The 19,260-nt window shown below is 33.1% G+C and carries 18 protein-coding genes; 3 read left to right on the top strand and 15 right to left on the bottom strand.

The window, feature by feature from the left end; all coding sequences use genetic code 11:
* Position 1 precedes the first annotated feature (1 nt).
* The 7 genes from Q0770_RS12170 to Q0770_RS12140 all read right to left on the bottom strand — a co-directional run bounded on the left by Q0770_RS12170 (position 2) and on the right by Q0770_RS12140 (position 4,808).
* Entirely contained in the window at positions 2-640 is a 639-nt protein-coding gene (locus Q0770_RS12170; RefSeq protein WP_299117340.1) for a flavin reductase family protein, read from the bottom strand.
* The gene (locus tag Q0770_RS12165) at positions 640-1,950 is read right to left on the bottom strand and encodes an AarF/ABC1/UbiB kinase family protein (protein WP_299117338.1); all 1,311 of its coding nucleotides are present in this window, start codon (positions 1,948-1,950) and stop codon (positions 640-642) included. The genes Q0770_RS12170 and Q0770_RS12165 overlap by 1 nt, the downstream gene beginning before the upstream one ends.
* The gene (locus Q0770_RS12160; RefSeq protein ID WP_299117336.1) at positions 1,951-2,607 is read right to left on the bottom strand and encodes a TetR family transcriptional regulator C-terminal domain-containing protein; all 657 of its coding nucleotides are present in this window, start codon (positions 2,605-2,607) and stop codon (positions 1,951-1,953) included. It abuts the gene before it with no gap.
* A 76-nt stretch (positions 2,608-2,683) separates the two neighbouring features.
* Positions 2,684-3,361, bottom strand: a complete 678-nt coding sequence (locus Q0770_RS12155) for an MIP/aquaporin family protein (protein ID WP_299117334.1) — start codon at positions 3,359-3,361, stop codon at positions 2,684-2,686.
* 2 nt (positions 3,362-3,363) lie between these two features.
* The gene (locus Q0770_RS12150; protein ID WP_299117333.1) at positions 3,364-3,975 is read right to left on the bottom strand and encodes a low molecular weight phosphatase family protein; all 612 of its coding nucleotides are present in this window, start codon (positions 3,973-3,975) and stop codon (positions 3,364-3,366) included.
* Positions 3,976-3,992: 17 nt separating this feature from the next.
* On the bottom strand, positions 3,993-4,466 hold the full coding sequence (locus Q0770_RS12145; protein WP_299117332.1) for a DUF6428 family protein: 474 nt from the start codon (positions 4,464-4,466) through the stop codon (positions 3,993-3,995).
* A 12-nt stretch (positions 4,467-4,478) separates the two neighbouring features.
* Positions 4,479-4,808, bottom strand: a complete 330-nt coding sequence (locus Q0770_RS12140; RefSeq protein WP_299117330.1) for a helix-turn-helix transcriptional regulator — start codon at positions 4,806-4,808, stop codon at positions 4,479-4,481.
* A gap of 170 nt (positions 4,809-4,978) precedes the next feature.
* Between Q0770_RS12140 and Q0770_RS12135 the strand changes: the two genes are divergently transcribed.
* Positions 4,979-5,830 (top strand): DUF2911 domain-containing protein, encoded by an 852-nt coding sequence (locus tag Q0770_RS12135; protein ID WP_299117329.1) that lies wholly within the window; start codon positions 4,979-4,981, stop codon positions 5,828-5,830.
* Between the two features lie 57 nt (positions 5,831-5,887).
* On the opposite strand, the gene Q0770_RS12130 is transcribed toward Q0770_RS12135, so the two are convergent.
* The 8 genes from Q0770_RS12130 to Q0770_RS12095 all read right to left on the bottom strand — a co-directional run bounded on the left by Q0770_RS12130 (position 5,888) and on the right by Q0770_RS12095 (position 15,382).
* Complete coding sequence (locus Q0770_RS12130; RefSeq protein ID WP_299117328.1) at positions 5,888-7,684, bottom strand: sodium:solute symporter; 1,797 nt, start codon at positions 7,682-7,684, stop codon at positions 5,888-5,890.
* 115 nt (positions 7,685-7,799) lie between these two features.
* Positions 7,800-10,322, bottom strand: coding sequence for a PIG-L family deacetylase (locus tag Q0770_RS12125; protein ID WP_299117326.1), 2,523 nt, complete (start codon positions 10,320-10,322; stop codon positions 7,800-7,802).
* Between the two features lie 386 nt (positions 10,323-10,708).
* Entirely contained in the window at positions 10,709-11,386 is a 678-nt protein-coding gene (locus tag Q0770_RS12120; RefSeq protein ID WP_299117324.1) for a hypothetical protein, read from the bottom strand.
* A 149-nt stretch (positions 11,387-11,535) separates the two neighbouring features.
* The gene (locus tag Q0770_RS12115; RefSeq protein ID WP_299117323.1) at positions 11,536-12,486 is read right to left on the bottom strand and encodes a septum formation inhibitor Maf; all 951 of its coding nucleotides are present in this window, start codon (positions 12,484-12,486) and stop codon (positions 11,536-11,538) included.
* 28 nt (positions 12,487-12,514) lie between these two features.
* On the bottom strand, positions 12,515-13,108 hold the full coding sequence (locus Q0770_RS12110) for a Maf-like protein (RefSeq protein WP_299117321.1): 594 nt from the start codon (positions 13,106-13,108) through the stop codon (positions 12,515-12,517).
* Positions 13,108-14,037 carry a geranylgeranylglycerol-phosphate geranylgeranyltransferase gene (locus Q0770_RS12105; RefSeq protein ID WP_299117319.1) on the bottom strand — a complete coding sequence of 310 codons (930 nt, stop codon included), beginning with the start codon at positions 14,035-14,037 and terminating at the stop codon, positions 13,108-13,110. Before Q0770_RS12105 ends, Q0770_RS12110 begins: the two co-directional genes overlap by 1 nt.
* 24 nt (positions 14,038-14,061) lie before the next feature.
* The gene (locus tag Q0770_RS12100; protein ID WP_299117317.1) at positions 14,062-14,592 is read right to left on the bottom strand and encodes an HAD family hydrolase; all 531 of its coding nucleotides are present in this window, start codon (positions 14,590-14,592) and stop codon (positions 14,062-14,064) included.
* Complete coding sequence (locus tag Q0770_RS12095) at positions 14,582-15,382, bottom strand: Rossmann-like and DUF2520 domain-containing protein (protein WP_299117315.1); 801 nt, start codon at positions 15,380-15,382, stop codon at positions 14,582-14,584. The genes Q0770_RS12100 and Q0770_RS12095 overlap by 11 nt, the downstream gene beginning before the upstream one ends.
* Before the next feature lie 84 nt (positions 15,383-15,466).
* Between Q0770_RS12095 and Q0770_RS12090 the strand changes: the two genes are divergently transcribed.
* Together Q0770_RS12090 and ccsA are read left to right on the top strand one after the other, a co-directional pair.
* Positions 15,467-15,856, top strand: a complete 390-nt coding sequence (locus tag Q0770_RS12090) for a group III truncated hemoglobin (protein WP_299117313.1) — start codon at positions 15,467-15,469, stop codon at positions 15,854-15,856.
* Between the two features lie 114 nt (positions 15,857-15,970).
* The gene (gene ccsA, locus Q0770_RS12085; protein WP_299117311.1) at positions 15,971-19,231 is read left to right on the top strand and encodes a cytochrome c biogenesis protein CcsA; all 3,261 of its coding nucleotides are present in this window, start codon (positions 15,971-15,973) and stop codon (positions 19,229-19,231) included.
* The last annotated feature ends 29 nt before the right edge of the window (positions 19,232-19,260 follow it).

Below are 19,260 nucleotides of genomic sequence, written 5' to 3'. Positions count from 1 at the left end.
ATTAGTCGTCTCTGTGTGCGTATCCTTTTTTTGGGCGTTGATAACCTAGACGGGTCTTCAATGTAGGAATAGCATAACCATCCAAGCCATTTATTGTCGCTGTCTTTCCTTTTGATAAGTCTACAAAACCATCTTTTTCCATTAAGTTATCAGCTACGTAAAGCTTTTCTATTTTACCAATGACTAGAATGGTGCTATTTGTTTTTATGTGGTATTCTTCAACAAATGTCATGGCTATTTGAAGCGGACAGCCTTTTACAAAAGGCGCATCAAAATTATCTTTGTATTCTTCTTCGAGTTTGGTAACATCAAACTCTGAAATAGATTTATCGTATTTAGCAGATGTATGATGCGCATCCTCAATAATATCTTGATGTATATGGTTTAATGTAAACTCACCAGTATTTTTAATATTATCGTAAGTATGCCTCATTACGGTTGTAGGTCTAGTAAAAAAACCAAACATAGGAGGATTTGAGCCAATATGTGTAACAGAGCTAAAAACAGCAACATTACTATTACCATCTTTATCTTTAGTACCGATTAAGTTTGCAGATTTGTATCCAGAGCAACTATTAATTAAATTAATGCGATAAAGATGGTGCATCTCATTAATATCATCTATACTAAACTCTGCCATTAAAGGTTTATAAAATTATTAATCTTAACGTTTTCGGCTTTTAAATCAAACATCAGGTTATACAATCCAAAAAAGGTTCTGTTGATATATATGAAGTGAGTTGAGCCTCTATTACCATTCATTTTTCTAAGTTCTGTACTTTTAGAGTAACGTTGTCCCATTTCTGCAACTTTGTTAAAGAATTCTGGATTAGAAAAATCGAAAGTCTCGTTATGAAACGGTTGCGTAAATAAACTTAATAAGTCATGAAACATGGCGCTAAAGAATTCTATTTCTTCAGGAGAATCGTCAGGGCGTAAGATTTCTAATTCATATAATTTTTCTGTAAAAATTTTTGGATTTTCTATGCTTTCTTTTTCAGCCAATTCAAAATAAGGAATGTAGAAATCATCAGGAATCGCCTTCATACATCCAAAATCTAGAGCTATGAGTTTACCTTCTTTAGACACTAAGAAATTTCCTGGATGTGGGTCTGCATGTACTTTACGTAAGTTATGAATTTGGAACATGTAAAAATCCCAAAGTGCTTGTCCTAATTTGTTTGACATATTTTGATCTTTATTATGCGCAACAAACTCTGAAAGATGTTCACCTTTCATGTAGTCCATGGTGATTATACGTTTAGAAGATAAGTCTTCATAATACTCCGGAAATTCAAGGTTTGGGATATGTTTACAGGCGTTTACAACAGCTTTACTCTGTTCTACTTCTAAGATATAGTTAGTTTCTTCTGTTAACTTATCTTCAACTTCTTTAAAGTACTTGTCAGAGTCTTTTCCTTTGATGTTAAACATTTTAATAGCAATGGGTTTTACTAAAGCCAAATCTGAGGCAATACTTTCTGCAACCCCAGGATATTGAATTTTCACAGCAAATTTTTTCCCATCCTTTTCTGCAAGATGGACCTGCCCAATACTGGCAGCATTTACTGAGGTTGCATTGAAAGTATCGAACAAATCTTCGGGGTGTTTTCCAAAATATTTTTTGAATGTTTTTATCACCAATGGCGGTGATAATGGAGGAACCGAAAATTGTGATAATGAAAATTTTTCGACATAAGCTTGCGGTAAAATGCTTTTTTCCATGCTTAACATTTGTGCGACTTTAAGAGCACTACCTTTTAGCTTTTTTAAGCTATCGTAAATATCTTCAGCGTTATTTTTATTAAGACGTTCTTTGGCTTCATCTTTAGAATTCACCATTTTGTCGCCGTAATACTTTAAATAATTAACACCAACTTTTGCTCCAGTAGTCACCAATTTAGATGCTCTAGATATTTTAGAAATGGGTATACTATCTATTGTTTTCATCTAGTTTTGGTGCATTTTTTCTTTGAACAAGAATTTGCCAAGGTCAATGATGCTTTTTAGTGGTGTGGTATCAATCAAATCAAAACTTGCTTTGACTGATTTCTCTATAAAAATATCTGTCTTCTCAAATGAAGGTGAGGTATCATCTAGCCAAAATTTCATGGTTACTAGTAACTGAAACCATGCAGATTCTTTGATACCTCTATTTTGAATTTTCTGTAATTGGTCTTGTTGTATATCTATTAGGTTTATATCTAAATGCTCGATATAGTTATTGAAGTTCTTTTTTAAATGGGATAGCGTTTTTAGAGACTTCATACTTTCTTTTTGATTTCCGATTGCATGAACTACGTAGCTCCTGTTAGCAGTTAGGTTTTCAAAAAAGGTATAATAAAAGCTTAATAGTTTGTTACGAGCATCGAAAGATTGATAATCTTCACTTTTTTCTAAAGTAGCGTGTGTGTTGTTGAAAAATATTTTGAATATGGACTGTTCAAGCGCTTCGAAAGAACCAAAGAATTCATAAAATTTAGATTCTTCGAAATTATTTTCCTTCGCGAATGCATATACCGATTTTGGTTTGTGGTCGTGCATTAGCACGTAATCCATATAAAAATTGATTAAGTCTGATTGAGATATAGTTTTCTTCTTTGCCATTACATAAAATTTACAATGTAAAGATAAGAATGTTTAACTATTTTTATTAATAGTTAAACAAAATTTAACAAGAATACTAATTTACTTTGCAATCTTCTGCACAGCAGTTATCATCTTTAACCAATTTGCAGCTAAAAACAGCAAGGATAGCTCCAATAAAAGGGGCGCTTAAGTATAGCCATAAATGCTGTAAGTTTCCTGAGATTACTGCAGGTGCAATTGACCGAGCAGGATTCATTGAGGCTTTTGTCATAGGACCAGCAAACATAGCTTCTAATAAAATGATTCCGCCTACCGCTATTGCAGCCATTGTGCCAATTTCTCTACTACCTGTAGATACATTAATGATAACAACCATTAGAAAGAAAGTTAATATAAGCTCTAAAACAAAGGCTTTGTAAGGTGAAAAACCTTCAGCTGGATATGTATGCCCAAAACTTTGACTTTCGGGAAATAAAAACCATAATAATCCAATTGCGAGAAAGGCACCAATAGTTTGAAATATGATATATCTTGGTACAGCTTTCCAATTGAACTTTTTTGCAACTGCAAATGCAACAGTAACAGCTGGATTAAAATGTGCGCCAGAAATCTCACCAAATGCATATATCATCGCCATTACAATTAAACCCCAAGTTATGGCTACGCCCACATGAGAAATATCTCCACCAGTAATTTCATTAATGGTCATGGCACCACAACCACAAAAAACCATGGCAAAAGTGCCAACCAATTCTGCAATTTCCTTTTTCATATTTAATTAATGTTAGAGAAAATGTATTTCATTTCTGTAGCAATTTGTAGACTACGCTCTTCATATTTCTCTAATTGCTGTGGCGTGTTATCAAATGCTTTTGGGTCATCATAACGTACAGGAATCCGTTGTTCTGCACCAGCAATAAATGGGCAGTTTTCATCAGCATGAGAGCATGTCATCACAGCAGCAAAGTTATTTTTAGGATTAAAATTTGCATCAAAAGTCTTTGAGAAACATATAATTGGATACAGGTCTTCAGCAAATTTCACAGCATAAACAGGGTTTTTCTCATTTGAAAGTTTATTAATCTCAAATCCTTGTTTTTTAAGTGTATCTCCAACTACAGGAAACATTGCAGTAGCTTCTGTTCCTCCAGAATAGCAAAATACATTTTTAACTTGGAAATAGCTTGCTATGGTTTGCGCCCATATTTGTGATAAATGGCTTCGCCTTGAGTTGTGAGTACAAATAAAGTTTAGATTGATATCTTGGTTATTATCTTTTTTAGTTTGAATATATTCTTTTAAAACATTTAAACCTGTTTTGCGGTCTTCAGGGATAGCAGATATATCTAAAGAATTTATTAGATTATTTAAAGTATTGAATTGCATATGATAGTGGTTAGAGATTAGCAACAACCAGATTCTGGTGAGCAACAATTAGCAGTTTGAGATTGAATTTCTGAAAGCTTTAATTTTTGCTTTTCTAATGGTATACCGCAGTTATCTTTTGCCAAACAATTTGTTTGTTTAGAAAGTAGTAAAAAGCTGCCTTCGGAATATCCTAAATTGTATTTTCCTATGGTTTCGGATTGGTACTCAACCTCAATTTCTACATCTTTCAATCCTAATTTATCTTCAGAAAGATTGATGATGTTTAATAATTTTTCTGGGTGCAATCTATGGTCATAATCGTTAGCTTCCCAAAGTTGAAAATTAATGACACTTTCTTGTCTTAATGTCCCACCACAATCAATAAATGTTTTTGAGATTTTTCCAACTTCTGTTACGTGAAAATGTCTTGGTACTAAGCTACCGTTTGGTAACTTAAACTCAATAGTTTCAAGTTGTTCCAAGTATGTTTTTATTTCTGATAGTTTCATGATTTATACGTTTTAGCAGCAATTATTGTCTAATGCATCTTGATTTAAAAATTCGTTTATAATACTTTTCATACTAGACCAATTATCTTTATGAATACAATAGCAAACACTTGTACCTTCAATATTTCCTTTAATTAATCCAATATTTTTTAATTCTTTTAAGTGTTGAGATATGGTAGATTGTGCCAAACCAATTTCTTCTACTAAATCACCACAAATGCACGAATTTGATTGAAAAATATGCTGTAAGATTGCAACTCTTGCCGGATGCGCAAAAGCTTTTGCTAAAAGAGAAATCTTGTTTTGCTTATCTGTAAATATTTCAGATTTAACTAGTCCCATATCCTATTTATTTATTTATTGCAATATTACGATTAATATATTTTCTACCCAACATTTTATCAAAAAATGATTTGTTAAATCATCATTAATTGATTTTAAGGGTTTCTTAACATCTTCTACTTTAGCTAAGCCTTAATTTTACACACTAACAAATTCTAACACTATATAAAATGAAAAAATTAGCACTATTAACTTTTGCATTTGCATTATTTTTTTCTGTAAATGCTCAGGTTGAAACGCCACAGCCAAGTCCTTTTTCTAAAATCGAGCAGAAGGTCGGATTAACAGATATTACTATAGAATATTCTAGACCAAGTGTTAAAGGACGTCAAATATTTGGTTCTTTAGAACCTTACGGAGGAAATATTTGGAGAACAGGAGCAAATAAGAATACAATCATTACTTTTAGTGATGATGTAACTATTGCTGGACAAAATGTAAAAGCTGGTTCTTACGCCATTTTTACAAGATTGAATTCTAAAACTGATTGGGATGTTATGCTATATTCAGATACAGAAAACTGGGGAGCGCCAGGAGAGTGGGACGATAGTAAAGTAGTAGCTTCGGCAAAAGTTGAAGTAATGGAAATTCCTTTTAATGTTGAAACATTTGCTATAGATATTAATAGTATTACAAACAATGGTGCCAATCTAGAGTTAATCTGGGAAAAAAGCTATGCCGCTGTTCCATTTACAGTTCCTACAGGAGATAAAGTTCAAGCTACGATAGACAAAGCATTAGCTGGACCGGGTATGGCAGATTATTATAATGCTGCAGTTTATTATACTACTGAAGGGAAAGACCCTCAACTCGCTAAGAAATGGATGGATAAAGCCTTAAGTATGGTAGATAAACCTCGTTTCTGGCACTTAAGACAAAAATCTTTGGTATATGCTGCTGCTGGAGACAAAACAGGAGCCATAAAAGCTGCGAAAGCTTCACTGGCTGATGCTGAAGCTTCTGGAAATGCTGGCTACGTAAAAATGAATAAAGATTCATTAAAAGAATGGGGAGGACTATAACACTTTAGTTAAACTATAAAATAAAAAAGCGACTTTTAAGTCGCTTTTTTATTGACACTATTTAGATTTTGTAAATCCTTGAATGAGATTGGTAATCACAATAACAAGCACGCAACCAAAGAGATTTAGCCATAAATAAGGCATCCAATCAAACCACCAGCCAACTATTATAATAACTTGAGTAATTAAAGCTCCTGTAAATACTGCATTTCCTTTAATGTGTTTAAAGAAAAATGCCAATAAGAAAATACCGAGTACATTTCCATAGAATATGGAGCCTATAATATTTACCAATTGAATAAGGTTCTCAGCAAGATTAGCAAAGCAAGCAATAATAATGGCAATAATACCCCAGGCCAATGTAAACCATTTGGTAACTCTAACCATTGAAGCATCATCCTTTTTGCCTTTTATATTGCGACTATATAAATCTATTGAAGTAATTGTTGCAAGCGCATTAATTTCAGACGCTGTCGATGACATTGCTGCTGATAGTATTACCGCTAATAATAAGCCAATAAGACCGACTGGTAATTGATTTAGAATAAACCGAATAAACATATAATCTCTATCATTAGTCTGTGTGTCTTTTGCTGCTGACTTGTACAACGTAGTTAATTCTTCAGATTTTGTGATATATGTTTCATTTTCAGGATTAGATTTTAATGCTTCGACTTCAGATTTTAGACTATTATATTCTGAAGTGTATTCTGGGTCAATTGCTTTTTTGATAAGAAATTTAGATTCTAATCGATACGTTTTTTCAATACTATCTAATTTTGAAATTTCTTTTTTTAGAGCTTGACTGTCGTTTTTGGCTAAAGAAATACTCAATTCTTTTTTCTCAGTAAAAAGAAGGTTCTGTTTTTGTTGTAATGACCTATACTCATCTCCGTATTCTGAAGCTAAAACTGTTTGAGTAGAAGCATCAATAAAGTTAAGTGGTGCAGGATTAAATTGATAAAAAACAAATACCATAATACCAACAAGTAGAATAAAAAACTGCATTGGCACCTTAAGTAAACCGTTAAAAAGCAGACCCATTTGCATCTCTTTCATACTTTTTCCGGAGAGGTAACGCTGTACTTGACTCTGATCCGTACCAAAATATGAAAGTGCTAAAAATGTTCCTCCAATCAGACCAGACCAAACGGTGTATCTATTTTCTAAATCAAATGAAAAATCAAGAACTTCCATACGTCCATTTGCACCAGCAATTTCTAATGCATCGCCAAAAGACACTTCGTCTGGGATTAAATTTAAAGTGATAAAGAGTGCAGCTAGCATCCCGGCAAAAATGACAAACATTTGCTGTTTTTGAGTTACGGTAACGGCTTTGGTTCCACCAGAAACGGTATAAATAATTACTAAAACACCAATGATAATATTAAGGTAAACAATATTAATACCTAATACGATAGACAAAATAATTGCAGGAGCAAAAATAGTTATACCCGCTGCTAAACCTCGCTGGATTAAAAACAGAATAGCGGTTAAACTTCTTGTTTTTAAGTCAAAACGATTTTCTAAAAATTCATAGGCTGTATAAACCTTTAAACGATGATACAGCGGAATAAAAATGGCACAAATAATGACCATTGCTATAGGCAGACCAAAATAGAATTGTACAAACCCCATACCATCAGAAAAGGCCTGTCCTGTAGTAGACAAAAATGTAATAGCACTAGCTTGAGTAGCCATTACAGATAGACCAATAGTCCACCATTTTGTGGTGTTACCACCTTTTATGTAATCTTGAGCACTCTTATTATTTCTAGTAACCCAAGTACCGTAGCCAACTATTGTTAATAGGGTAGCGGCTAGAACCGTCCAGTCAATCCAACTTAAAGCCATACTAAAATGCTTGAGTTATGAGGTAAAACAAAATGATGTAAATAAGATTTGCAACAAGTACAATGGTATACGATTTTAACCATGGTTGCTTTTCTGGAGATTGTTGTTCCATAGATTAATCGTTTAGTTTTGAGTTAGGTGCATTCTCTTTTCCTGCAGATAATAAATTTGCGAATAGGCGATAGGCTCCAGGAACTCCAGCAGGGAATTCTCTAAAGAAGCTTAAACCAGTATAGATGTAATTACCTTTTCCGTATTTGGCGACTAGTAGACTTCCCTTTTTTGGTGACTCTCCTTTATCATTAGATGAAAAAAGTGGTGTAAATTCTTCTCCCCAATTATTTGGAAAGTACAAGCCACGCTCCTGAACCCAACCTTTAAAATCATTTTCTGTAATCTTATTTGGAAAATTTAATACTGGATGATTTGGTTCAAGAATTGTAATCTCAGCATTTTCGTCGGTAACTCTGTCACGTGAGAGCTTTAGTTCATATGGTGCAATTTTATCGACTTTTATTCTTCTGCTAGTATTGTATTGTACAATTAGGTTTCCACCATCATTTACATAATCTAACAGGTATTTTTGCTTGAACTTTAATTCATCCAAAATATTATAAGCTCTAATACCAACAACAATAGCATCAAAATCACTTAGATTATCGGCAGTAATTTGCTCAGGTTTAATAATAGTAACATTATACCCAATTTGTCTTAAGCTTTCCGGGACTACATCTCCAGCGCCTTCAATATAACCTATGTTATTTCCTTTTTTCTGAATATCTAGACGTACCAATTTACTCTCGCTAGGCAAGTAAACTGTTTGAAATGGTATGTGCGCATAATCAATTTCTACAAGCTCTTTGGTATAAAACTCGCCATCTAAATTCACCATTGGCGTAATTAAGCCTTCACTCTGATTTTTTGGAGGAATAACTGTAAACACTAATGTTTGAGCATCTCCTTTGTTTTCGATTTCAATTTTTTGTTTCTCAGGAAAAACACTCCAATCGTTTGGGTACGCCATTTGCACATACCCTTCAATATTATTTTTACCAGCTTTAACAACAACCTCGATTTCTTTTTGCCTATCATTTTCAAAAATGAATACCTTGTCTTTAAGGCTAGCAGATACAGGAGGCACAATCTCGAAAGGGCGATATAATTCGCCTTTATCAGGTTTAGAATATCTGTAAACGACAGGTTTAGTAATTGGAATTAATACATTTTCAATGTTTAAATTGAATGTAACATTAATTGCTCTTGGTGTTTCTGGCTTACCAATTAAAGTTTGGTCCCCAACATTGTACATACCTAAACTCCCTTTTTTATTTAGCCAATAAGCAGAAGTATATGGTGTGCTATTTGGTATTGTAATGCCTTCTTCCAGATTAATCCTTTCATTTTTTTGAAGGCTAATATTCTTAGATACAGCTTCTTTTAAAGAGGTCATACTGTAAGACACTAATTGAATATTGGTGTTGCTTCTATTTAAAGCTTCAATTCTAAGTTGTACAGTCTCATTTTTAGTTGCAGTTGGACTGTTTGCCGAAACCTCTAGATACAAGCCAGTACATGCTTGGATGATTGTTTTTAGTTCTTCTGTTTTAATGTTTTTCCAATGCTCATCTTCTACATTTTGAAGCAATTGATAGGCTCTAACTAATTCTGGAATGTGAGCAGAAGGATTCGCAAAATTGAAGTTTGCCTCAATATTGCCTAATATATCTCCTATAGCTTTTCCGCCATTAATTCTATTCCAACTAATATCTATGCCTGCAAATGGACTATCACCATCAAGAGGTGTTCCTTTTAAGAACTCAATATATTCGTCCTGTGTTCCACGAGAAGTCATACGGCCAAATCCTTGACATAAATGTTGACTACTTGCAATAGACGCTAATTCGTTATTAGATAACCCTTTTAAAGGATAGTAAATACCCACATCAAAGTTGAGCATATTACTTTTATCTATTTTTTCGAAGGCTTCACGACTTCCATAACGCCACCAAGATGTATTATAGAATATACGTTGTGGCTGCCATGTATCCGTGTGCTTTAATTGCGTTGAATATTTTGAAGCATCGTTTACTAAATCAAAAGCTTCTAAACTCAACATAGCAGAACTGGTATGATGCCCATGTGTTCTTCCAGCTCTTCTATGGTCAAAACGGTTTATAATTATGTCTGGTTTAAACTGGCGGATATTCCAAACGACATCGGCTAAAACTTCATCTTTATTCCAAATGCTTAAGGTCTCATCTGGATGTTTTGAGTAACCAAAGTCATTAGCCCGGGTAAAACGTTGTTCTCCTCCATCGATTCCTCTTGCAGCTAGTAATTCTTGAGTACGCATAATTCCTAACAATTCTCTGATTTCTGGACCAATAAGATTTTGGCCACCATCGCCACGAGTTAAAGACAAATATGCTGTACGTGCCTTAACCTCATTGGACATGTAGGCGATTAGACGTGTGTTTTCATCATCAGGATGAGCCGCTACATAAAGTACAGAAGCTAATACATTGAGCTTTTGTATGGCTTCATATATTTCTGATGAATTTAGTTTTTTGGGTTGTTGTGCATTTACAGAATATGTAATAGCAATAAGGAATATGATACCTAGTTTTATGCGATGCATAGTGTTTTAGTTAGTTACTTCTCAAAGGTAAAAAAGTTACTATGCGGTGTATGAGATTTTAGATTTATTTAACGGTTAGTTTTCGTTTATAAATAACCTAATAGAATTGGTGCTATGCCAAAAAATAGAATAATAGTTAGAGCCAGCCAATATCTGTAATCTTTCGATTCTTTTTTTATGGTACTTATTATTATAAATATAATACATAAAACAAGCATTAATGTAGCTAGGATACCTAAGTAAAATATAGTTTTTTCATAACTAACGTCCCCAATTAAACTCACAGTATTTATAACTAAATAGAAAACAATAACATTAATGATGGCTATCCATATTGCAAAGCGAAAAGCCCAATTTTTATAATTTATTTTCATGAAATAATATTATTAAATAGATTTATCATGATTCAAATCATGAATATCTTTTTCTGTAAAGGCACGGAAGGAAAATTTATAGCCTTCATAACCCGCAATTGCATAAAAAAGAAGATCCATAGCACTAGCCGTTTCTTGCATAACTGCAAATGTCAATGAATAATCAAATGCTAATAATGTTTCTATGTACCCATAATCATATTCGTTAGCTAGAAAACCAAGGATACTTAAAAAATTCCCGAGAATACAACTTAGTAGAGCAATTATAGCTCCAGATATACCGAAAACTTGATCCATTCCTTTACCAATAAAACGCATAGTTAAGCCAACTGCTGCACCAATAGCAATTGCAACCAAACCTATCTGTAACTGAGTTACAACGGTAATCGCCGCCCAGGCTAATGCAGCTAGTACACCAACTAAAACACTGGCAAAGATTCCAGCTTTTAGATTTTGTTCTGAGCGAAATTTATTTAAATGCTCTTCAGAAATTTTTCCAATAACCTCATTGTGTTCAATGACATCTTCATTGTCAATTTTATCAACTTCTTTTTGGTCTATACTAAAGTCTTTACATTCTCCTTCAAAGTCAGCAATTTTATTTGTTAGCTTACAGATTAATCCAACCTTCATATCCATTTCGCGGTTGGTACAGGTTTTACAGAATTTAAGATGCTCTTGTCTAGTCATAAATTAATGGTTAGTTGATTTAATAACTACAAGTAAGTAAAATATTACATCTAATAAAAATTAAATAAGTATTTATTTTATGGATTATTTGCTATTGAAAGTGCCAATTTAAAACACTTCTATAAATCTAGCGGGTGTATTGTGCAGAACTATTTCAAGCCTAAAGTATCTCTTAGACCTTCATCCGAATTAGAGTTTTTGCCCCAATACGCAGACTTTATGGTTTTAATTTTGGTGGCTTTAGTAGTTAAGAGCTTAGCGTTAGGTCCGTAACCGTCACGAAACGTTTCTTCCCAGCTCAAAATGTCATATGGAAACTCTTGATTAAAATTAATTTTTATTGTTCTATTCAAATCGGGATAGAAAAGCGTATAAGTATTATCTTTTAATTCCGCTTTGGCATCATAAGCTTTAAACGTACCATGTTTTAATCGCATGTATTCTAACGACGGAATGGCTTTTATGTTTCCAGTAGGAAGCGATTTTGGATTAATACGTAGCTGAGTCCACAATTGATTTTCTGTTATAGATTTTTCAAGGGATATTTCTTGGTCAGCTTCAGATTGAAAATAGGAGTGAGACTTGATTTCAAAATCGTCTCTATTATTTAATTGCGCGTATACATGACCACACCATTCCTGTATTGAAGCCGAAACTTTGATGGCATGTTTGTTATTAGAAACAGGATAGAATGTACTCTGCATTATTGAATACGGATAAATCCCAGTATTAAAATTCTTAGTGGCATTTAACTTTAAAACAGGAATATTTTCTTTACTATAATTATCTGCCTTTACTTGTATTTCTGGTAAAAAGTCCTCAGTTACAAAAACTAATACAGCTTTACCATCTCTAACTTCGCCATAACGAGCTTGTTCTAATTTATAGGATGTTATTTCTGCTTCACCAGTATACCAATAATCATTAAAATCTTTTGATGGCAGAAAAGCTGGTTTTAGGGCTTCAGATTTTATTACGGCTTTAGCAATGATTGTATTTTCTGATTCTTGTTTTAATACTTCATCTTTACAAGAAATTGCAATAACAAAAGCACATATAAAACTTACAAAAACTGCAATGCTTTTTACAGAATTATTCATTTCAATTTTTTTGTTTTAAAGATACGACTTATTCGTCTTTTGAAATGTTAATTAACGTTTCGTAAAGTATATGTGTTGGTAGACCAACAACGTTGGTGTAAGAACCTTCAATCGAAGTAATGCCTATAGCCCCAATCCATTCTTGGATGCCGTATGCGCCAGCTTTATCAAAAGGTTTAAAGGCTTTTATATAATGCCAAATCTCTTGATCTGTTAGTTTTTTAAAAGTCACTTTGGTAGTTGTATTCGCTACTTTTTGTTTATTTTTTTGAGTAAAACAAATTGAAGAGATAACTTCATGTGTCCCATTACTCATGGACTTAAGCATGTTAAAGGCATCTTGTTCGTCTTTTGGTTTACCTAGAGCGTTATTGTTATGCCAAACAATTGTATCGCTTGTAACTAAGATATCATTAGATTTTAGCTCTGAAATAAAAGGCTCAGCTTTTAATTTTGATAAGTAATCTGTGATTTCTTCACGTTTCAAATGTTCTGGATATACTTCCTCTATGGGTTTAAGAATTATCTCAAAATCTAATCCTAAATCTTTGAAAAACTGATGACGTCTTGGAGAGCCTGATGCTAAAATAAGACGATATGGTTTTAGAATATCTTTCAGCATTATTTGAGTAGAATAAATTGAAATAACAATAAAGATAGAACACCAGTGAACATCACCAATTTTAAAACTGTACTAATATGCTTGTAATCTTTTTTATGTGTGACACTAAAGAGTTTTATAGTACTATAAATCATCGGCGCTACAATAAAAGCGAGGACATAACCAATAGCTAATGGTTGCTTGTAGAGGTTATTAGACAAATAAAAAATAATAATCAATAGCGGAATTATTGATAAAATGAAGACAAGTTTTGTGGCTCTACTTCTCCCTAAAAGTATAGGTATGCTTTGTATGCCCATTTTATAATCTCCATCCGTATCTTCAATATCTTTTACTAATTCTCTAAGTAAATTAATCATAAAAGCAAAGATGGCATAGTCTTTAATAAGTCCCAGAAAAAATAATTGTGAAGATTTGTTGCCATCACTAATCACAGGAATTAAATCGAAAATACCTACCAAAAGAATACTTAAACTTACTAAACCAGCAATTAATAGATTACCTACTAATGTAATACGTTTTAGGTAAGTAGAGTAGAGGTACAATAATCCAGATGTGATAATAAATAACACAAAAAATGCAGATTTATCAACAGCTCTCGATATCAGAAACCCAGAAACAAATCCTATAACATTTAATACAATAAATAGGTTTGTTGCTGATTTTTCAGAGATGTGATTACCGATGATTACAGATTCGGGTTTATTAATCGTATCTGCTTCAACATCTTCTATATCATTAATAATATAACCAGCAGCAGCAATAGATATGGTTGCTATTACTAGTAAAATAAAACCTAATGGTGTTAATGCGGTGTCTATTCCGTAATCTACTTTTAAGGGTTCTAAAAGCGCATACTTTATTAGAAGTTGTGCAAGTACTATTAGTAGAAGATTTTTCCAGCGAATAAGTTTAAAAAAGTATATCATAAATGGATGAGGTGAAGACCGATTTTAATCATACTTGGCATTAAAATTACCATTCCATTTGCCTTGTACTTTAAGCACTTGCTCAATAACATCTCTAACAGCACCTTTACCACCATTTTTGTGAGAAATATATTTAGAAACCTCTTTTATTTCAGGTACAGCATCTTGAGGACAACATGGTAAAGCCACTAACTTCATTACTGGATAATCTGGGATATCATCTCCCATATAGAGCGTTTGATTATTTGCAATTTCGTTTTTGCTGAAATAATCATTGAGCTGCTCAATCTTGTTATGAGCGCCTAAATAAATATCCTTAATGCCCAAACCACTAAGTCTTTTGCGAACACCTTCGTTAGAACCCCCAGAAATAATACAGACATTATAACCCGCATCAACAGCAGTTTTTAGAGCAAATCCGTCTTTAATATTCATTGCGCGAAGCATTTCGCCATCTGTTGTTACAGTCACAGAACCGTCAGTTAATACACCATCAACATCAAAAATAAATGTTGTGATATCGTTTAGGTATTCTTTATAGCTTTTATCGTTCATTATTCTTTTTTCGTTTTATATCAAAGCGATATTTAATGCCGTGAGTTTTCTGAATTGATTTTGTCATCAATTTATAGATTTCCTGATGCTCTTCATCTTGAATAAGCTTTAAATGCTTTTTTAAAGTTTTTTTATCATTTCGTTTTGCTGGACCAGTTTGCGCCATGTACGGAGACATATCTTGAACCTTGTTTGCAGTCTCTAAGATGAGTGGTTTTAGTAAATCAAACGCTATATTATCTGCATCACTAATTTCATGCGCAATACGGTACATTTGATTACTAAAGTTGTTTATAAATACTGCTGATACATGAAGTGTTTTCCTCTGCTCAGTAGTGATTTTATAAAACTCACTTCCAAGCGCAGTAGCCAAATCTTTGAGTAATTGCAGTTTTAATTTGTCTTCTGTTTCAATACAAAAGGGTACTTTTTTAAAGTCAATATCTGCATGCTTAGAAAAACTCTGTAATGGATAAAAAACACCACGTTTATTTTTCTTTTCTAAATCGTACATGCTCATAGTTCCTGAGGTGTGAACAATAAAGCGATTCTCAAATGGTAGTGTATCAGATAAGCTCGAAACGGCATCATCACTTACCGCAAGTATATAGATATCTGCATCTTTTAATTGCGATAAATCATCAATAACTTCAGTGTTATTTTTAAAACTTTTTATAGCACCATACGAGCGATTATACCATTGTTTAATCTCAACTGAATCTGAAGCTGAAAATGCTTTATATAAGTGAGAAGCTACATTGCCAGCTCCAAGTAATATTACTGAAATCATACTGCTAAAATACTAAGAAATCTACCGAGACAAAAATCCACTTAGCTTCAATAACTTAAAATTTAAACCTACCTTTGATGGAGTATGAAAAAGGCTGATATTAAAACTCGTGAAGATATCTATCTATTGGTTTCCTCATTCTATCAAAAGGTTAGAAAAGATAAAGCTTTAGGTCCTTTTTTTAATGAAACGATTAAAAATTGGGAAGAGCATTTACAACACTTAACCACGTTTTGGGAGTCTAGTTTGTTTCTAAAAACGAAGTTTACAGGAAATCCTTTAAAAGCTCACGTTAATGTAGATGCTAAACATAATAATAGTATTACTGAGTTGCATTTTGGGCTATGGTTAAACTTATGGTTTGAGACCATAGATGATTTATTTGAAGGCGATTATGCAGAAAACGCTAAACGTCGTGCACGTAAAATGGGCACTTTTTTATATCTAAAGATTTTTGAAGCTCGTAATTCATGACGAAATAAAGACAATAATTTCTTAAAGAAATTTAACAACTTTTAGTATAAACCATAGGTTAGAAAAATCGGTTAAAAGGCTTATCTTTGCACGAGCTTAAAATAAGCATACACTATGCAAAAGAAAATCGCTAATTTCCTATTTTCCACAAGACTTACCGCCACCTTATTTATTGTTTTTGCCGTTGCCATGGCTGTTGGTACTATTTTAGACCGTAACATGGATACTTCTCCAACACCGTTTACAAGACATTATATATATAATACTTGGTGGTTTGAAGCAATAATGGCATTTTTTATTATCAATTTTGTTGGAAACATTTTTAGATACCGCCTATTCCGAAAAGAAAAATGGGCAACATTGATATTACATTTATCATTTATTTTCATTTTGCTAGGCGCTTTTGTTACACGCTATATTGGTTATGAAGGTGCAATGGCAATTCGCGAAGGTGCAACAGAGAATCAGATGCTATCTCTAAAAACCTACATTAAAGGTAGAATAGTTGGTGATTACGAAATAAATGGACAGTTACAGCAACGCAATTTTGAAGAGGAAGTTGATTTTTCACAGCGTTTAGATAACGATTTTGAAGAAACCTATGATTATGGTGGGACTCCCATTACTATAACTGTTAAAGAGTTTATCACTGGAGCAGAAAAAGATATTATTCCTACTGATAATGGCGAAAAATACCTCAAAATTGTTGAAGCTGGAGGAGGCAAACCTCATAATCATTTTCTTAAAGAAGGCCAGACTCAGAGTATTCACAACATATTATTTACGCTTAATAAATATCAAGAAGGCGCTATAAATATTACAAATACAGATGAAGGAATATTTATAGATTCGCCTTACGAAGGTGAATATCTGACTATGGCAACCATGTCTCAAGGCAAACTCATCAAAGATAGTTTACAGCGATTGGTATTACGCTCAAGATACATCATCGAAAACATGCAAATGGTATTCCCTAAGCCAGTAGTTAAAGGCGAATTTGCTGTTGTAAAAAAATCTCAAATACTTAAAAATGATGAGGATGGCGTTATCTTAGATATTACAGCTAATGGTGAAACTAAAGAAGTAGGTCTATTAGGTGGTCAGGGCACAAATAATGGTTTTGAAACTCTTAAAGTAGGAGGGTTGGATATAGACATTCAATATGGTTCAAAGATTATTGAATTACCATTTTCAGTAAAACTGAATGACTTTATAGCCGAAAAATATCCAGGAACGGAAAATCAGTATTCTTCATACGAAAGTAAAGTCACGGTTTTAGATAAACAAAGCGAAGATTTTGATTATCATATTTATATGAATAACATATTAGACCATCGAGGTTATCGTTTTTTTCAGTCTGGTTTTGATCCAGACGAAAAAGGAACTATACTTTCTGTAAATCATGATATGTGGGGAACATACATTACATACGCGGGCTATTTTATGTTATACTTTGGGCTTATGGCAATTCTGTTTGCAAGACATACACGTTTTGATGATTTGCGTAAGCAATTAGAAAAAATAAAAAAGAAAAAGGCAGAGATACTTACTGCGTTTCTATTAATGTTTGGCTTGTTTGGTTTTGGACAAGAACATTCTGCTAATGATGGTCATAATCATGGTATGGAGTTACAGAAAGCGCAAATAGATTCCATATTAAAAGCTAATATAACACCGAAAGTGCATACAGACAAGTTTGCCAAAATGGTTGTTCAAGATGTAAGTGGTCGTATGATGCCAATGCATACATTTGCATCTGAAATTTTGCGCAAGCTTAGCAAAAGTGACACATACGAAGATTTTGATGCTACGCAGGTCTTTTTGTCTATGCAAGAGAGCCCTCAATTATGGACCAACACACCGGTTATATATCTAAAGCTTAAAAAGGGTGATTCTATTCGTAAAATTATTGGTGTTGATAAATCTCAAAAACATGTTCGTTTTGTAGACTTCTTTACCGAGAAAGGCGTATATAAACTTGAGCCATATTTAGCTGAAGCATATAAGGCGCAAATACCAAATGGTTTTCAGAAAGAGTTTAGAGAAACAAATGATAGAGTGCGATTATTATTTGATGTAGTTGAAGGTAATTCGGTAAAGATTTTTCCTATTCCTGAAGATGAAAATAACAAGTGGATTTCTTCGGATGAATTTAGACTTGGGGAGTACAGAAGCAAGATTAAAGATTCACTTTATGGCAATTTTATTAATAATGGGTTTAGTGCATATTTGCTGACCTTAAACCAAGCAAAGCAATCGGGAGATTTTTCTAAAGCTGAAGCCTTATTAGATGGTTTTCGTAAGGCGCAAAACAAATACGGAAGCAAAGTTATGCTTTCGGATAATAAGATTAATGCTGAAATAACATATAACAAATATGATATTTTTAAAAAGCTTTTTAGTTGGTATATGTATGCAGGAACTTTACTTTTTATTCTAATCATCGCCCAGATTTTTAAATACAAGAGTAAAGGTCTAAAAACAGCTATCAATGTTTTAGTAGGAGTTATTATTTTACTCTTCTTATTGCATACAGGAGGTTTAATATTACGTTGGTATTTATCAGGACACGCACCATGGAGTGATGCTTATGAATCCATGATTTATGTGGCTTGGGCTACAATGTTGTTTGGATTATTATTAGGTTTAAAAGGAAAAAAAGAAAAAATTCACAAATGGAATATTTCGGGAATTGTTCTAGTCATTCTAGGGAAAAGAGGTGCTTCGACTTTAACAGTAGCCTCTTCAGCATTTGTAACTTCAATGATATTAATGATTGCACATTGGAATTGGATGGACCCAGCCATAGCAAATTTACAACCAGTTCTTAATAGTTATTGGTTGATGATTCATGTCGCCGTAATTGTGGCTAGTTATGGGCCTTTTGCTCTGGGAATGATATTAGGTTTAGTATCGTTATTACTAATGATTTTTACAAATAAAGAAAATAAAGAACGCATGCTCATTAACATCAAAGAGTTAACCATTATTAACGAGATGGCTCTAACTGTTGGTTTAGTAATGCTAACTATTGGTAACTTTTTAGGTGGTATGTGGGCAAACGAAAGTTGGGGTCGTTATTGGGGTTGGGATCCAAAAGAAACCTGGGCATTAATAAGTATTATGATTTATGCTTTTGTAATACACATGCGTTTGGTGCCAGGATTAAGAGGAAAGTGGATATATAACTTGATGTCTATTTTGGCATTTGGTAGTATTCTAATGACCTATTTCGGTGTGAATTTCTATTTATCAGGATTACATTCCTATGCGAGTGGAGACCAGATTTTAAGTTTTCAATTTATAGCAATTACATTAAGTATTATTGCTATAGTTGCCTTTTTTGCTTTTAGAAAACATAAGCAGCATTACTAGTATATTTATTTTACTAGAATTTATTGAAG

The organism is uncultured Winogradskyella sp., from assembly GCF_947501905.1.
GTDB lineage: Bacteria > Bacteroidota > Bacteroidia > Flavobacteriales > Flavobacteriaceae > Winogradskyella.
This window is presented reverse-complemented; position numbering and strand designations above follow the sequence as displayed.

What these genes read in the sequence shown, in the direction of transcription:
- Q0770_RS12170 (WP_299117340.1), bottom strand. Translation starts at nt 640, where the DNA reads ATGGCAGAGTTTAGTATAGATGATATTAATGAGATGCACCATCTTTAT.
- Q0770_RS12165 (WP_299117338.1), bottom strand. Translation starts at nt 1,950, where the DNA reads ATGAAAACAATAGATAGTATACCCATTTCTAAAATATCTAGAGCATCT.
- Q0770_RS12160 (WP_299117336.1), bottom strand. Translation starts at nt 2,607, where the DNA reads ATGGCAAAGAAGAAAACTATATCTCAATCAGACTTAATCAATTTTTAT.
- Q0770_RS12155 (WP_299117334.1), bottom strand. Translation starts at nt 3,361, where the DNA reads ATGAAAAAGGAAATTGCAGAATTGGTTGGCACTTTTGCCATGGTTTTT.
- Q0770_RS12150 (WP_299117333.1), bottom strand. Translation starts at nt 3,975, where the DNA reads ATGCAATTCAATACTTTAAATAATCTAATAAATTCTTTAGATATATCT.
- Q0770_RS12145 (WP_299117332.1), bottom strand. Translation starts at nt 4,466, where the DNA reads ATGAAACTATCAGAAATAAAAACATACTTGGAACAACTTGAAACTATT.
- Q0770_RS12140 (WP_299117330.1), bottom strand. Translation starts at nt 4,808, where the DNA reads ATGGGACTAGTTAAATCTGAAATATTTACAGATAAGCAAAACAAGATT.
- Q0770_RS12135 (WP_299117329.1), top strand. Translation starts at nt 4,979, where the DNA reads ATGAAAAAATTAGCACTATTAACTTTTGCATTTGCATTATTTTTTTCT.
- Q0770_RS12130 (WP_299117328.1), bottom strand. Translation starts at nt 7,684, where the DNA reads ATGGCTTTAAGTTGGATTGACTGGACGGTTCTAGCCGCTACCCTATTA.
- Q0770_RS12125 (WP_299117326.1), bottom strand. Translation starts at nt 10,322, where the DNA reads ATGCATCGCATAAAACTAGGTATCATATTCCTTATTGCTATTACATAT.
- Q0770_RS12120 (WP_299117324.1), bottom strand. Translation starts at nt 11,386, where the DNA reads ATGACTAGACAAGAGCATCTTAAATTCTGTAAAACCTGTACCAACCGC.
- Q0770_RS12115 (WP_299117323.1), bottom strand. Translation starts at nt 12,486, where the DNA reads ATGAATAATTCTGTAAAAAGCATTGCAGTTTTTGTAAGTTTTATATGT.
- Q0770_RS12110 (WP_299117321.1), bottom strand. Translation starts at nt 13,108, where the DNA reads ATGCTGAAAGATATTCTAAAACCATATCGTCTTATTTTAGCATCAGGC.
- Q0770_RS12105 (WP_299117319.1), bottom strand. Translation starts at nt 14,037, where the DNA reads ATGATATACTTTTTTAAACTTATTCGCTGGAAAAATCTTCTACTAATA.
- Q0770_RS12100 (WP_299117317.1), bottom strand. Translation starts at nt 14,592, where the DNA reads ATGAACGATAAAAGCTATAAAGAATACCTAAACGATATCACAACATTT.
- Q0770_RS12095 (WP_299117315.1), bottom strand. Translation starts at nt 15,382, where the DNA reads ATGATTTCAGTAATATTACTTGGAGCTGGCAATGTAGCTTCTCACTTA.
- Q0770_RS12090 (WP_299117313.1), top strand. Translation starts at nt 15,467, where the DNA reads ATGAAAAAGGCTGATATTAAAACTCGTGAAGATATCTATCTATTGGTT.
- ccsA (WP_299117311.1), top strand. Translation starts at nt 15,971, where the DNA reads ATGCAAAAGAAAATCGCTAATTTCCTATTTTCCACAAGACTTACCGCC.